At 60.2% G+C, this 12,650-nt stretch carries 15 protein-coding genes; 14 read left to right on the top strand and 1 reads right to left on the bottom strand.

Features of this window, described 5'->3' with window-relative positions:
* The first annotated feature begins 229 nt into the window (after window positions 1-229).
* From rluC to PPUTUW4_RS20490, 3 genes are read left to right on the top strand one after another with little or no spacing between them, the layout of a single operon-like run.
* Entirely contained in the window at window positions 230-1,192 is a 963-nt protein-coding gene (gene rluC / locus PPUTUW4_RS20500) for a 23S rRNA pseudouridine(955/2504/2580) synthase RluC (RefSeq protein ID WP_007977058.1), read from the top strand.
* Complete coding sequence (locus PPUTUW4_RS20495) at window positions 1,179-1,841, top strand: HAD-IA family hydrolase (protein ID WP_015096386.1); 663 nt, start codon at window positions 1,179-1,181, stop codon at window positions 1,839-1,841. The genes rluC and PPUTUW4_RS20495 overlap by 14 nt, the downstream gene beginning before the upstream one ends.
* Before the next feature lie 24 nt (window positions 1,842-1,865).
* Window positions 1,866-2,855: a S49 family peptidase gene (locus PPUTUW4_RS20490; protein ID WP_015096385.1), complete on the top strand. Its 990-nt coding sequence runs from the start codon at window positions 1,866-1,868 to the stop codon at window positions 2,853-2,855.
* 74 nt (window positions 2,856-2,929) lie between these two features.
* Here PPUTUW4_RS20490 and PPUTUW4_RS20485 read toward each other — a convergent pair whose 3' ends face one another.
* Window positions 2,930-3,508, bottom strand: a complete 579-nt coding sequence (locus tag PPUTUW4_RS20485) for a nucleoside triphosphate pyrophosphatase (protein ID WP_015096384.1) — start codon at window positions 3,506-3,508, stop codon at window positions 2,930-2,932.
* A 105-nt stretch (window positions 3,509-3,613) separates the two neighbouring features.
* Between PPUTUW4_RS20485 and PPUTUW4_RS20480 the strand changes: the two genes are divergently transcribed.
* The 11 genes from PPUTUW4_RS20480 to PPUTUW4_RS20430 all read left to right on the top strand — a co-directional run bounded on the left by PPUTUW4_RS20480 (window position 3,614) and on the right by PPUTUW4_RS20430 (window position 12,643).
* Entirely contained in the window at window positions 3,614-4,141 is a 528-nt protein-coding gene (locus PPUTUW4_RS20480; protein WP_007942001.1) for a YceD family protein, read from the top strand.
* A 13-nt stretch (window positions 4,142-4,154) separates the two neighbouring features.
* The gene (rpmF, locus tag PPUTUW4_RS20475; RefSeq protein WP_003179396.1) at window positions 4,155-4,337 is read left to right on the top strand and encodes a 50S ribosomal protein L32; all 183 of its coding nucleotides are present in this window, start codon (window positions 4,155-4,157) and stop codon (window positions 4,335-4,337) included.
* A gap of 4 nt (window positions 4,338-4,341) precedes the next feature.
* Window positions 4,342-5,352, top strand: a complete 1,011-nt coding sequence (plsX, locus tag PPUTUW4_RS20470) for a phosphate acyltransferase PlsX (protein WP_083884590.1) — start codon at window positions 4,342-4,344, stop codon at window positions 5,350-5,352.
* Window positions 5,353-5,477: 125 nt separating this feature from the next.
* Window positions 5,478-6,416 (top strand): ACP S-malonyltransferase, encoded by a 939-nt coding sequence (gene fabD, locus PPUTUW4_RS20465; protein WP_015096382.1) that lies wholly within the window; start codon window positions 5,478-5,480, stop codon window positions 6,414-6,416.
* Between the two features lie 16 nt (window positions 6,417-6,432).
* Window positions 6,433-7,173 carry a 3-oxoacyl-ACP reductase FabG gene (gene fabG, locus PPUTUW4_RS20460; protein WP_007977052.1) on the top strand — a complete coding sequence of 247 codons (741 nt, stop codon included), beginning with the start codon at window positions 6,433-6,435 and terminating at the stop codon, window positions 7,171-7,173.
* 196 nt (window positions 7,174-7,369) lie between these two features.
* Window positions 7,370-7,606, top strand: coding sequence for an acyl carrier protein (gene acpP / locus PPUTUW4_RS20455; RefSeq protein WP_003175607.1), 237 nt, complete (start codon window positions 7,370-7,372; stop codon window positions 7,604-7,606).
* A gap of 110 nt (window positions 7,607-7,716) precedes the next feature.
* Window positions 7,717-8,961, top strand: a complete 1,245-nt coding sequence (fabF, locus tag PPUTUW4_RS20450; RefSeq protein WP_015096381.1) for a beta-ketoacyl-ACP synthase II — start codon at window positions 7,717-7,719, stop codon at window positions 8,959-8,961.
* On the top strand, window positions 8,961-9,776 hold the full coding sequence (gene pabC / locus PPUTUW4_RS20445; protein ID WP_015096380.1) for an aminodeoxychorismate lyase: 816 nt from the start codon (window positions 8,961-8,963) through the stop codon (window positions 9,774-9,776). The genes fabF and pabC overlap by 1 nt, the downstream gene beginning before the upstream one ends.
* Window positions 9,777-9,779: 3 nt before the next feature.
* Window positions 9,780-11,012 carry an endolytic transglycosylase MltG gene (gene mltG / locus PPUTUW4_RS20440; RefSeq protein ID WP_015096379.1) on the top strand — a complete coding sequence of 411 codons (1,233 nt, stop codon included), beginning with the start codon at window positions 9,780-9,782 and terminating at the stop codon, window positions 11,010-11,012.
* Between the two features lie 19 nt (window positions 11,013-11,031).
* Window positions 11,032-11,664 carry a dTMP kinase gene (tmk, locus tag PPUTUW4_RS20435; protein ID WP_015096378.1) on the top strand — a complete coding sequence of 211 codons (633 nt, stop codon included), beginning with the start codon at window positions 11,032-11,034 and terminating at the stop codon, window positions 11,662-11,664.
* Window positions 11,657-12,643, top strand: a complete 987-nt coding sequence (locus PPUTUW4_RS20430; RefSeq protein WP_015096377.1) for a DNA polymerase III subunit delta' — start codon at window positions 11,657-11,659, stop codon at window positions 12,641-12,643. The genes tmk and PPUTUW4_RS20430 overlap by 8 nt, the downstream gene beginning before the upstream one ends.
* Window positions 12,644-12,650: the final 7 nt, after the last annotated feature.

The raw sequence follows: 12,650 nt of genomic DNA, 5'->3' as shown, positions 1-12,650 counted from the left end.
CTTTGTGGCGTGATTCAGGCCTCATGTCACCTGCGCTCGTTACACCTGCAAACTCCACCGTTACGTAGCGAAAGCCCCGTAGGACGGCCTCGCGTCCTGGTGAATTGCGTTGGTCAGGGCCGGTTTTTGACCGTTGGTCCGCTGTCCAGGCCGCTTTTGGCGACGTTCGCGACTATAGCAGCAATGATTAAGTGCTTCAATTCCATAAAAAATTGTTATCATCCGCGGCATGACGACGACTACCCCCCCGACTCCAGGCGTACAACTGCTTGAGGTCTCGCCGGAATATGCCGGCCAACGTATTGATAATTTCCTTCTCGCCCGACTCAAAGGCGTGCCCAAGACCTTGATTTACCGCATTTTGCGCAAGGGCGAAGTGCGCGTGAACAAAGGTAGGATCAAGCCCGAGTACAAGCTGCAGGCGGGCGATATCGTGCGCGTGCCGCCGGTTCGCGTGCCTGAACGCGACGAGCCGGTGCCACTGGCACAAGGCCTGCTGCAGCGGCTCGAAGCCTCGATTGTCTTCGAAGACAAGGCCCTGATCGTGATCAACAAGCCCGCCGGCATTGCGGTTCACGGCGGTAGTGGCCTGACGTTCGGGGTAATCGAAGCCTTTCGTCAGTTGCGCCCCGATTGCAAGGAGCTCGAACTGGTTCACCGTCTCGACCGTGACACGTCCGGCCTGTTGATGATCGCCAAGAAGCGCAGCATGTTGCGTCACTTGCACACAGCGTTGCGCGGTGATGGCGTCGACAAGCGCTACATGGCGCTGGTCCGCGGTAACTGGGCGAGCTCGATCAAGCAGGTCCGTGCATCGCTGGGCAAGAGCAATCTGCGCTCCGGCGAGCGCATGGTCGAGGTCGACGAGGAGGAGGGCAAGGAGTCCGTGACCGTGTTCAAGGTCCTGCGCCGTTTCGGCGACTTTGCCACCCTGATCGAAGCCAAGCCGATTACCGGCCGGACTCACCAGATCCGCGTGCATACCTTGCACGCCGGGCATTGCATCGCTGGCGACACCAAGTACGGCGACGAAGGTTTCAGCAAGGAAATCCGCGATCTGGGCGGCAAGCGCCTGTTCCTGCATGCCTACATGTTGACCGTGCCGTTGCCTGATGGCGGCGAGCTGAAGTTGCAGGCGCCGGTCGACGAGATGTGGGCCAAGACTGTGGAGCGATTGAGTGCGCCCATCTGATTACAAGCTGCTGATCTTCGATTGGGACGGCACGCTGGCCGATTCCATTGGCCGGATTGTCGAGGCGATGCATGTTGCCTCCCGGCGCTCCGGTTTTGAGCAGCGCGACGATTTTGCCGTCAAGGGCATCATCGGCCTGGGCTTGCCGGAAGCGATCCGCACCCTGTACCCCGAAATCGGCGACGCAGAGTTGATCGGTTTCCGCGAACACTATGCTGAGCATTACATTGCGTCGGAGGCTGAGCCTTCGCCGTTGTTCGAGGGAGTGGTCGAGTCGCTCGAGGCGTTTCGTGCCGAGGGTTATCATCTGGCTGTGGCGACCGGCAAGGCCCGTCGCGGGCTGGATCGGGTGTTGAAGGCTCATGGCTGGGAGGATTACTTCGATATCACCCGTGCCGCCGACGAGACCGCCAGCAAGCCCCATCCGCTGATGCTCGAGCAGATTCTCGCGCATTGCGAGGTTCGCCCGGATCAGGCATTGATGGTCGGTGATTCGTCCTTTGATTTGCAGATGGCACGCAACGCCGGCATGGGGTCGGTGGCTGTAAGCTATGGCGCCCAATCGATCGATGCGTTGAGGCTGTATGAACCGCGACTGGCCATCGACCGTTTTTCAGAATTGCACGCCTGGCTGAGTCAGCAGGCTTAACCGGTTGTTTTTGGGGTGGACGGCATGGCCGACGAATGGAAGGCGCCCGCCAAGGCGAGTGCAGAGAGCAGTGACGACAAAAGCTGGAAGCTGCTGGAGAAGACGCTGCTGGCCAGTGTGCAGGAGCAGCGTCGATCCCGTCGCTGGGGAATATTCTTCAAGTTTCTGGCTTTTGTGTATCTTTTCGGCGTTGTTGCTCTGTTTTCGCCGCTGATGGATATGGAGAAGGCCGCCACCCTCAGTGCCAATTACACGGCGCTGATCGATGTGAGGGGGGTGATTGCCGACAAGGAGTCGGCCAGCGCAGACAATATCGTTGGCAGCCTGCGCGCGGCTTTCGAGGACAAGAAGGTCAAGGGCGTCATCCTGCGCATCAACAGCCCGGGCGGCAGTCCGGTGCAGTCGGGTTATGTCTATGACGAGATCCGTCGCCTGCGCGGCCTGCACCCGGACATCAAGCTCTATGCGGTCATTTCCGATCTGGGGGCTTCAGGTGCTTACTACATCGCCAGCGCGGCGGATCAGATCTACGCCGACAAGGCGAGCCTGGTCGGCTCCATCGGTGTGACAGCGGCCGGTTACGGTTTTGTCGGCACCATGGAGAAGCTGGGCGTCGAGCGTCGCACATACAACTCGGGCGAGCACAAGTCGTTCCTCGATCCGTTCCAGCCGCAGAAGCCGGAAGAAACCGCTTTCTGGCAGGGCGTGCTCGATACGACCCACAAGCAGTTCATCAACAGCGTCAAGCAAGGGCGCGGCGATCGCCTGAAGGACAAGGAGCATCCGGAGCTGTTTTCCGGTCTGGTCTGGTCCGGCGAGCAGGCACTGCCACTGGGGTTGATCGATGGGCTGGGCAATGCCAGTTCGGTTGCGCGGGATGTGATCGGCGAGAAAGAGCTGGTGGACTTTACCGTTCAGGAGTCGACATTCGATCGCTTCTCGAAAAAACTCGGCGCCAGCGTGGCTGAGCATCTGGCGATGTGGATGGGGTTTAACGGTCCGTCGCTGCGCTAGGTCGTTTTAAAGATCAAAAGATCGCAGCCTTCGGCAGCTCCTACACAGCTGCCGAAGGCTGCGATCTTTTGCTTTCAGGGTATTTGCACGCCTTCGGCCAGCAACATGTCGATCAGGCGAATCAGCGGCAGGCCAATCAGGCTGGTGGCGTCAGGACCCTCTGTGCTGCGAAACAGGCTGACACCCAGGCCTTCTGCCTTGAAGCTGCCCGCGCAATCATAGGGTTGCTCGGCGTGCAGGTAGCGCTCGATGCGGGTAGCGTCGAGTGTGCGCATGTGTACGGTGAACGGCACGCAATCGACCTGGCAGTGCCCTGTCTGGCTGTTGAGCAAGGCCAGGCCGGTCAGGAATGTCACACTGGCGCCACTGGCGGCCAGCAGTTGTTCGCGGGCTTTATCGAAGGTGTGGGGCTTGCCGATTATCCGCTCTCCCAGCACGGCAACCTGGTCGGAGCCGATTATCAGATGAGCGGTATGGCTGGCGGCCAGGGCGCGCGCTTTCTCTTCGGCAAGGCGCTTGACCAGCGCGATGGCGGATTCGCCCGGGCGATGGCTTTCGTCGATATCCGGTGAACTGCAGGTGAATGGCAGTTGCAGGCGGGCCAGCAATTCCCGGCGATAGACCGAGCCGGAAGCGAGTAATAAAGGCAGCATGCGCATCTCCATAAGGCAGGTGCGAATTCTAGCGAGGCTTCCAAGTGACGGACAGGGCTGAATTTCCTTTGACATGGGCGGGTGCATCCCTATAATGCTGCGCCTATGTTGAATGACCCGATTCCACCTCACGTTGACCCGCGCAAATTGGCTGATCGTGGCACCACCCTTCAAGGTGAAATGCTGCTGGCCGATTTGGAGAGACTCTGCGACCCGCTTTCCGACAATGTCGGTACGGTGCAGGCTAAATTCGTTTTTGAACGAGATGAACGTAAATCTGTGGTCATCCACAGCTTTATCGACACTGAAGTCAAAATGGTTTGCCAGCGTTGTCTTGAGCTGGTCACCCTGCCGATCCATAGCGAATGCAGTTACGCTGTGGTGAAGGAGGGTGCGAATACCCAGTCGTTGCCGAAAGGTTATGACGTGCTGGAACTGGGCGAAGATCCTTTGGATCTGCAGTCACTGATCGAGGAGGAGCTTCTGCTCGCCTTGCCCATTGTGCCTGCTCATCATCCGGAAGAATGCCAGCAGCCGGCGGGAGCAGATGAGCCCGAACCGAGCGAGGACGAGGTAACGCGGTCCAACCCGTTCAGTGTATTGGCGCAGTTAAAGCGTGACCCAAACGTTTAGGAGTTAATCAATTATGGCTGTTCAGCAGAACAAAAAATCCCGCTCTGCCCGTGACATGCGCCGTTCGCACGACGCTCTCGAGGCTAGCACCTTGTCTGTAGAAAAAACCACCGGTGAAGTTCACCTGCGTCACCACGTATCGCCAGAAGGCGTATACCGTGGCCGTAAAGTGATCGACAAGGGCGCTGACGAGTAATCACTTGTCCGCTCAAGTCATCGCGATTGACGCAATGGGCGGGGACTTCGGTCCCCGCAGCATTGTCCAGGCCAGTCTTGCTTGCCTGTCCGCAACACCCTCGCTGCACCTGACCCTCGTCGGTCAACCCTCCCTACTTGAAGAATTGATCGCTGGCCATTCGGCTGTGGATCGCGCGCGCCTGTCGATTGCTCCGGCGAGCGAAGTCATCGGCATGGACGAAAAACCCGCCCAGGCCTTGCGAGGCAAGCCTGACTCATCGATGCGCGTGGCCCTTGAACTGCTGCGCGACGGCAAAGTCCAGGCGTGTGTCAGCGCGGGCAATACCGGTGCGCTGATGGCGTTGTCGCGATTCGTGCTCAAGACCCTGCCGGGCATTGACCGTCCGGCCATGGTGGCGGCGATCCCGACACAAAAGGGTTACTGCCAATTGCTTGACCTGGGCGCCAACGTCGATTGCAGTGCCGAGCATCTGTTGCAGTTTGCGGTCATGGGCTCGGTGGCGGCGGAGACTCTGGGCATCAGCCGTCCACGGGTGGCGTTGCTGAACATCGGCACCGAAGACATAAAGGGCAATCAGCAGGTCAAGCTGGCGGCGACTTTGTTGCAAGGCGCCCGGGGCATCAATTACATCGGCTTTATCGAGGGCGACGGTTTGTACCGTGGCGAAGCGGATGTGGTGGTGTGTGACGGTTTTGTCGGCAACATCCTGCTCAAATCCAGCGAAGGCCTGGCGACCATGATTGCCGGGCGCATCGAGGCGTTGTTCAAGAAGAGCCTGGCCTCACGTGCAGTCGGTGCATTGGCGCTGCCGTTGATGAAGCGTCTGCAGGCCGAACTGGCGCCTGCCCGGCATAACGGCGCGAGCTTTCTCGGCTTGCAGGGGATTGTGGTGAAGAGCCACGGTTCTGCCGGGGTCCAGGGTTTCCAGAGCGCCATTTCGCGCGCCATGATCGAGATTCAGGAGAATCTTCCCGAGCGCCTGCACGGTCGTCTGGAGGATTTGTTGCTTTAGGCGTTTTCGTCGGACAATGCTTAAATGTGACCGCTTGGTTCGATGGGCCATCCAACTGTCAGTTTCTTGCGTCCCCAAAGCGGGGCGCCAATTCTCCGACGACAAGATCATTAGGGGCTTGTTACATGTCTGCTTCCCTCGCATTCGTCTTCCCGGGACAGGGTTCGCAGTCCCTCGGCATGCTGGCCGAGTTGGGCGCACAACACCCGGTTGTCCTTGAAACATTCAAAGAAGCTTCCGATGCACTGGGTTACGACCTGTGGGCACTGACCCAGCAAGGGCCGGAAGAGCAACTCAATCAAACCGATAAAACCCAACCGGCCATTCTGACCGCCTCGATCGCCCTGTGGCGTCTGTGGCTGGCCGAAGGTGGTGCGCGTCCGGCCTACGTCGCCGGGCACAGCCTGGGTGAATACAGCGCGCTGGTGGCAGCGGGCAGCCTGAGCCTGGGCGACGCGGTGAAACTCGTCGAGCGTCGCGGCCAACTGATGCAGGAAGCCGTTCCGGCCGGGCAGGGCGGCATGGCTGCCATCCTCGGCCTGGACGATGCCGACGTACTGGCCGCCTGTGCCGAAGCGGCGCAAGGCGAAGTGGTCAGCGCGGTGAATTTCAACTCCCCTGGCCAGGTGGTCATCGCCGGTGCCAAGGCAGCGGTCGAGCGCGCCATCGAAGGCTGCAAGGCGCGTGGTGCCAAGCGCGCCATGCCGCTGCCGGTCAGCGTGCCGTCCCACTGCGAGCTGATGCGTCCGGCTGCCGAGCGTTTCGCCGAATCGATCGCCGCGATCAACTGGCAGGCGCCACAGATTCCTGTGGTCCAGAACGTCAGCGCCGAAGTGCCGGCCGATCTGGAAACCCTCAAGCGTGATCTGCTCGAACAGCTGTACAAGCCCGTACGCTGGGTCGAATCCATACAGGCGCTGGCAGCCAAGGGCGCGACCAATCTGGTCGAGTGCGGTCCTGGCAAGGTGCTGGCCGGTCTGAACAAGCGTTGCGCCGAAGGCGTATCGACATCCAACCTCAATACCCCAGACGCTTTCGCTGCCGCCCGTGCAGCGTTGGCCTGAATCAGGAGAAGCTTGCATGAGTCTGCAAGGTAAAGTTGCACTGGTCACCGGTGCAAGCCGTGGCATCGGCCAGGCTATCGCCCTGGAACTGGGTCGTCAGGGCGCCATCGTTGTCGGTACCGCGACTTCCGCGTCGGGTGCCGAGCGTATTGCCGCGACCCTGAAGGAAAACGGTATCCAAGGCACCGGCCTGGAACTCAATGTCACCAGTGACGAGTCCGTGGCGGCGGTCCTGGCGAGCATCCAGGAGCAGTTCGGTGCGCCGGCGATCCTGGTCAACAATGCCGGTATCACCCGCGATAACCTGATGATGCGCATGAAAGACGACGAGTGGCACGACGTTGTCGATACCAACCTGAACAGTCTGTTCCGCCTGTCCAAGGGCGTTTTGCGTGGCATGACCAAAGCCCGTTGGGGCCGAATTATCAGTATTGGTTCGGTTGTGGGTGCCATGGGCAACGCAGGCCAAGTAAACTACGCTGCCGCCAAGGCCGGTCTGGAAGGTTTCAGCCGTGCATTGGCGCGTGAAGTCGGTTCGCGTGCGATTACGGTAAACTCGGTGGCCCCAGGGTTCATCGATACCGATATGACCCGTGAACTGCCCGAGGCGCAGCGTGAAGCCTTGCAGACGCAGATTCCGCTGGGTCGTCTGGGGCAAGCTCAAGAGATCGCGTCCGTGGTCGCTTTTCTTGCGTCGGACGGTGCGGCTTACGTTACCGGAGCTACAATCCCGGTGAACGGCGGGATGTACATGTAATTCAAATGTGACGGATTGCTTCAAAAAAATGTCATACGAGCTGTCTAAAATCCGTTATAAAGCTGCAATCTATTTATAGGCAGAGGGTCACCGGGTTCGAGGAGTGAAGCTTTCAGTTGAAAAGCTGAAAAGCATTTCTATACACTTACCCACTGGCCAGCTGCCTGAATTTGTCCATTAGGAGTGAAAACAAGGTATGAGCACCATCGAAGAGCGCGTCAAGAAAATCGTTGCTGAGCAACTGGGCGTTAAAGAAGAAGAAGTGGTCAACACTGCTTCCTTCGTTGAAGACCTGGGTGCCGACTCCCTTGACACCGTTGAGCTGGTGATGGCTCTGGAAGAGGAATTCGAGACCGAAATCCCTGACGAAGAAGCCGAGAAGATCACTACTGTACAAGCTGCAATCGACTACGTTACTAGCCACCAGGCGTAATAGTTTGTAATCGTTGCTCGCTGTCATGGAAAAACCGCACTGCCATCATGGCGTGCGGTTTTTTCTTTAGGCCTGATGCAAAGTCGTCATTTGAAAAAAAGGAGAGTGCTGTGTCGCGTAGACGCGTCGTAGTCACCGGTATGGGTATGTTGTCGCCACTGGGCACGGATGTGCCGAGCAGTTGGCAGGGCATTCTGGCTGGCCGCAGTGGCATTGGTCTGATCGAACACACCGACCTTTCTGCCTATTCCACCCGTTTTGGCGGCTCGGTAAAGGACTTCAATGTCGAGGAATACCTGTCGGTCAAGGAAGCCCGCAAGCTTGACCTGTTCATTCAGTACGGTCTGGCCGCAGGTTTTCAGGCGGTGCGCAACGCCGGTCTGGAAGTCACCGACGCCAACCGTGAGCGTATCGGCGTGGCCATGGGCTCGGGTATTGGCGGACTGACCAATATCGAAGAAACCAGCCGCACCCTGCACGAGACCGGTCCACGACGGATTTCCCCGTTCTTTGTGCCAGGCTCGATCATCAATATGATTTCCGGCTTCCTGTCGATCCATCTGGGGGCACAGGGGCCTAACTACGCCATCGCCACGGCCTGTACCACCGGTACCCACTGCATTGGCATGGCAGCCCGTAACATCATGTACGACGAAGCCGACGTGATGATTGCCGGCGGCGCCGAGATGGCAGCCTGCGGCCTGGGCATGGGCGGCTTCGGTGCCTCGCGCGCGCTGTCGACCCGCAATGACGAGCCGACCCGCGCCAGCCGTCCATGGGACAAGGGCCGCGACGGCTTCGTGCTGTCCAATGGTGCCGGTGCTCTGGTTCTGGAAGAGCTGGAACATGCCAAGGCCCGTGGCGCGACCATATACGCCGAATTGATCGGCTTCGGTACCAGTGGCGATGCCTACCACATGACCTCGCCGCCAGCCGATGGCGCGGGTGCTGCCCGCTGCATCACCAATGCGCTGCGCGATGCGAAGATCAATGGCGATCAAGTGCAGTACATCAACGCCCACGGCACCTCGACTCCCGCCGGCGATCTCGCTGAAGTCAATGCGATCAAGTCGGTGTTCGGCGAGCATGCCTACAAGCTGGCCGTCAGTTCGACCAAATCCATGACCGGCCACCTGCTGGGTGCGGCGGGCGCGGTAGAGGCGATCTTCAGCGTGCTGGCGATCAACAGCCAGGTAGCGCCGCCGACCATCAACCTCGATGAGCCGGATGAAGGCTGCGACCTCGATTTCGTGCCGCACACCGCGCGCAACATGGATATCGATGTGGTCGTGTCCAACTCCTTCGGTTTTGGCGGCACCAACGGCTCGCTGGTGTTCCGCCGGTTCGCAGGCTGATGGACTGCTGGGTCGACGGTCAGCCGGCTGACGCTCTGTCGCTGAAGGATCGCGGCCTGGCTTATGGCGATGGTCTGTTCGAGACCATCGCCGTGCGCAACGGCAAGCTCGTATTGCTGGAGCGGCATCTGTCGCGTCTGGCGGATGGCTGCTCGCGTCTGGCGCTTGCTGCCGATCAGGAATTGATCCGCAGCGAACTGCTGGCCTACGCAGCGCTACTGGGTGACGGGGTGCTCAAGCTCATTCTCACCCGCGGCGACGGTCTGCGCGGTTACGCGCCCGATCCTTCGGCCCAGGCTCGACGCATTCTGCAAGGCAATCCGCCTGCGGCTTATGCTGCCGCGCATGGCGAGCAGGGTGTTCGTCTGTTTCCTTGCGCCACCCGATTGTCCAGGCAGCCATTACTGGCCGGCCTCAAGCACCTGAATCGACTTGAACAAGTCCTCGCCCGTGCCGAATGGCAGGACACCGAGCATGCCGAAGGCTTGATGCTCGATCAGGCCGGGCGCGTGATCGAAGGCGTGTTCAGCAATCTGTTCCTGGTGCGTGACGGTGTGCTCATCACGGCTGACCTCAAGCGCTGCGGCGTGGCCGGCGTGATGCGTGCCGAACTATTGTTTCAGGCCGGGTCGCTGGGAATTCCCACGCAAATCACCGATATCCCCCTCGAACAGCTGCAATGGGCTGACGAAGTCTTTGTCTGCAACAGCGTGTATGGTATCTGGCCGGTGTGTGCCTATGCTGCTCTTCACTGGCCGGTTGGGCCGCTCACCCGTAAACTCCAAACCATTGCCCGTGTGCTACTGGATGCTTGATACGTGAGACGTAAACTCGTGCTGCTGCTGGAAACCGGAGTGGTTCTGGCAGGGCTGCTGATGGGTGCTTCAGCCTGGAAAATTCATTCGGCGCTGGTACAGCCACTGAACATTGCCCAGGAACAATTGCTGGATGTGCCCAAGGGCACCACGCCGACCCGCACCTTCTACCGACTCGAAGCCAATGGTGTCATCAAGGACGCCTTCTGGCTGCGCGTGTATTGGCGCTTCAATCTCGGCAAACAACCCCTGCACAGCGGTGAGTATCGCATGCAGCCGGGCATGACCGTCGAAGGCCTGATCGACCTGTGGAAGCGCGGGGAAATGGTTCAGTACAGCCTGACCCTGGTCGAAGGCTGGAATTTCCGCCAGGTTCGCGCAGCGCTGGCCAAGGAAGAGAAGCTCGATCATAGCCTCGACGGTTTGAGCGATAGCCAGGTCATGGAGAAGCTGGGCCACACCGGGATTTTTCCGGAAGGGCGCTTCTTCCCTGACACCTATCGTTACGTGCGCGGCATGTCCGATGTCGAGCTGCTGAAAACCGCCTACGACCGCCTCGACGAAGTGCTCGCCAAGGAGTGGCAGCAGCGCTCTTCCGATGTGCCGTACACAGAACCCTACCAGGCGCTGATCATGGCTTCGCTGGTGGAAAAGGAAACCGGCGTGCCGCAGGAGCGCGGGCAGATTGCCGGCGTGTTTGTGCGACGCATGGCGATGGGCATGCTGCTGCAGACCGACCCGACAGTGATCTACGGCCTCGGCGACCGCTACAGCGGTAAGCTGACCCGGGCTCACCTCAAGGAATCGACGCCTTATAACACCTACATGAATGCGGGCCTGCCGCCGACGCCGATTTCCATGGTCGGTCGCGAAGCCATCCATGCGGCGCTCAATCCTGTGGAGGGCAACAGCCTCTACTTTGTGGCGCGTGGTGATGGCACTCACGTGTTCTCCGACGACCTGGATGCCCACAACAATGCCGTGAAGGAGTTCCAGCTCAAGCGTCGCGCCGATTACCGCTCCAGCCCGGCGCCCACTGCCACGCCAGAGACAGCGCCGACCGAGGCTGAGCAAAACGGTACGCAGGAGGCCAGGGCTTCGCAGGAGCTGGCACCGATCCCGGCCGCTTCACCGAACACGGCTCCCGAGGCGTTGCCGCAAGTGCCGGCGCAAGATCCTGCGCCAGCTCCTGAAGCACCGGAACCCGATGCCAACGCACCGAAAAGCCCGCAATGACTCTGACTAAGGACTGCCTGTGACTGGCTTGTTTATTACTCTGGAAGGCCCGGAAGGCGCCGGCAAGAGCACCAATCGAGAATACCTGGCCGAGCGCTTGCGCGCCGCCGGCATCGAGGTGGTGCTGACCCGCGAGCCGGGGGGCACGCCGTTGGCCGAGCGCATCCGTGAGGTGTTGTTGGCTCCCGTCGACGAAGTCATGAACCCGGATACCGAGTTGCTGTTGGTGTTTGCGGCGCGTGCCCAGCACCTGGCTGAAGTGATTCGCCCGGCGCTGGCCCGCGGTGCCGTGGTCTTGTGTGATCGTTTTACCGATTCGACTTACGCCTACCAGGGCGGCGGCCGTGGCTTGTCGCTTGAGCGCATCGCGGCTCTGGAAACCTTCGTTCAAGGCGATCTACGCCCGGACCTGACACTGATTTTCGATCTGCCTGTCGAGGTGGGTCTGGCCCGCGCCAGCGCACGCGGCCGCCTGGATCGCTTCGAACTCGAAGGCCGGACCTTTTTCGATGCCGTACGCCATGCGTTCCTCAAGCGGGCCAAGGCGGATCCGGCGCGTTATGTGCTGGTCGATGCGGCCCAACCCTTGGCACAGGTTCAGCAATCGCTGGATGCATTGTTGCCGCGCCTGCTGGAGTTGAGCCGTGGCTGAGGCCTATCCGTGGCAGGAAAACCTCTGGCAGCACCTGGCGGGGCGCGCGCAGCATGCGCACGCCTACCTGCTGCATGGCCCGGCCGGGATCGGCAAGAGGGCACTGGCCGAGCGCCTGATGGCCAGCTTGCTGTGCCAGCGCCCGACGGCGCTGGAGGCCTGCGGCGAATGCAAGTCCTGTCTGCTGCTCAAGGCTGGCAGCCACCCGGATAACTACATCCTTGAACCGGAAGAAGCCGACAAGGCGATCAAGGTCGATCAGGTTCGCGATCTGGTCGGTTTCGTGGTACAGACCGCGCAGTTGGGCGGGCGCAAAGTGGTGCTGATCGAGCCGGTCGAGTCGATGAACATCAACGCCGCCAACGCCTTGCTCAAGAGCCTCGAAGAGCCGTCCGGCGATACGGTTTTGTTGCTGGTCAGCCATCAGCCGAGCCGCTTGCTGCCCACCATCAAGAGTCGCTGCGTGCAGCAGGCCTGTCCGCTGCCGGGCGAAGCCATGAGCTTGAAGTGGCTGGCCCAGGCATTGCCGGAATGTTCCGAAGATGAGCGTGTCGAGTTGCTGACGCTGGCCGCCGGTTCGCCACTGGCGGCGGTCAATCTCCAGGCCCAAGGCGTACGTGAACAGCGCATGCAAGTCGTGGAAGGGGTGAAGAAGCTCCTCAAGCAACAGCAGTCGCCGACGCAACTGGCCGAAGAATGGAAAAACATTCCGATGTTGCGCCTGTTCGATTGGTTCTGCGACTGGTCTAGCCTGATTCTGCGCTATCAGTTGACCCAGGACGAAGCCGGCCTCGGCCTGACCGACATGCGCAAGGTCGTGCAATACCTGGCGCAGAAAAGCGCCCAGGGCAAAGTCCTCGATATCCAGGACTGGATTCTCGCCCAGCGACAGAAAGTCTTGAGCAAGGCCAACCTCAATCCGGCCTTGCTGTTGGAGGCCTTGCTGGTGCAATGGGCGTCGTTGCCTGCCCAAAGATGACTGCTTG

Origin of the sequence: Pseudomonas sp. UW4, from assembly GCF_000316175.1 — a bacterium.
GTDB lineage: Bacteria > Pseudomonadota > Gammaproteobacteria > Pseudomonadales > Pseudomonadaceae > Aquipseudomonas > Aquipseudomonas laurylsulfatiphila.
Note: the sequence above shows the minus strand (reverse complement) of the source record. Positions and strands in the feature narration are given on the sequence as shown.

What these genes read in the sequence shown, in the direction of transcription:
- rpmF (WP_003179396.1), top strand. Translation starts at nt 4,155, where the DNA reads ATGGCTGTTCAGCAGAACAAAAAATCCCGCTCTGCCCGTGACATGCGC.
- pabC (WP_015096380.1), top strand. Translation starts at nt 8,961, where the DNA reads ATGGACTGCTGGGTCGACGGTCAGCCGGCTGACGCTCTGTCGCTGAAG.
- PPUTUW4_RS20480 (WP_007942001.1), top strand. Translation starts at nt 3,614, where the DNA reads ATGTTGAATGACCCGATTCCACCTCACGTTGACCCGCGCAAATTGGCT.
- acpP (WP_003175607.1), top strand. Translation starts at nt 7,370, where the DNA reads ATGAGCACCATCGAAGAGCGCGTCAAGAAAATCGTTGCTGAGCAACTG.
- rluC (WP_007977058.1), top strand. Translation starts at nt 230, where the DNA reads ATGACGACGACTACCCCCCCGACTCCAGGCGTACAACTGCTTGAGGTC.
- fabD (WP_015096382.1), top strand. Translation starts at nt 5,478, where the DNA reads ATGTCTGCTTCCCTCGCATTCGTCTTCCCGGGACAGGGTTCGCAGTCC.
- PPUTUW4_RS20490 (WP_015096385.1), top strand. Translation starts at nt 1,866, where the DNA reads ATGGCCGACGAATGGAAGGCGCCCGCCAAGGCGAGTGCAGAGAGCAGT.
- fabG (WP_007977052.1), top strand. Translation starts at nt 6,433, where the DNA reads ATGAGTCTGCAAGGTAAAGTTGCACTGGTCACCGGTGCAAGCCGTGGC.
- PPUTUW4_RS20485 (WP_015096384.1), bottom strand. Translation starts at nt 3,508, where the DNA reads ATGCTGCCTTTATTACTCGCTTCCGGCTCGGTCTATCGCCGGGAATTG.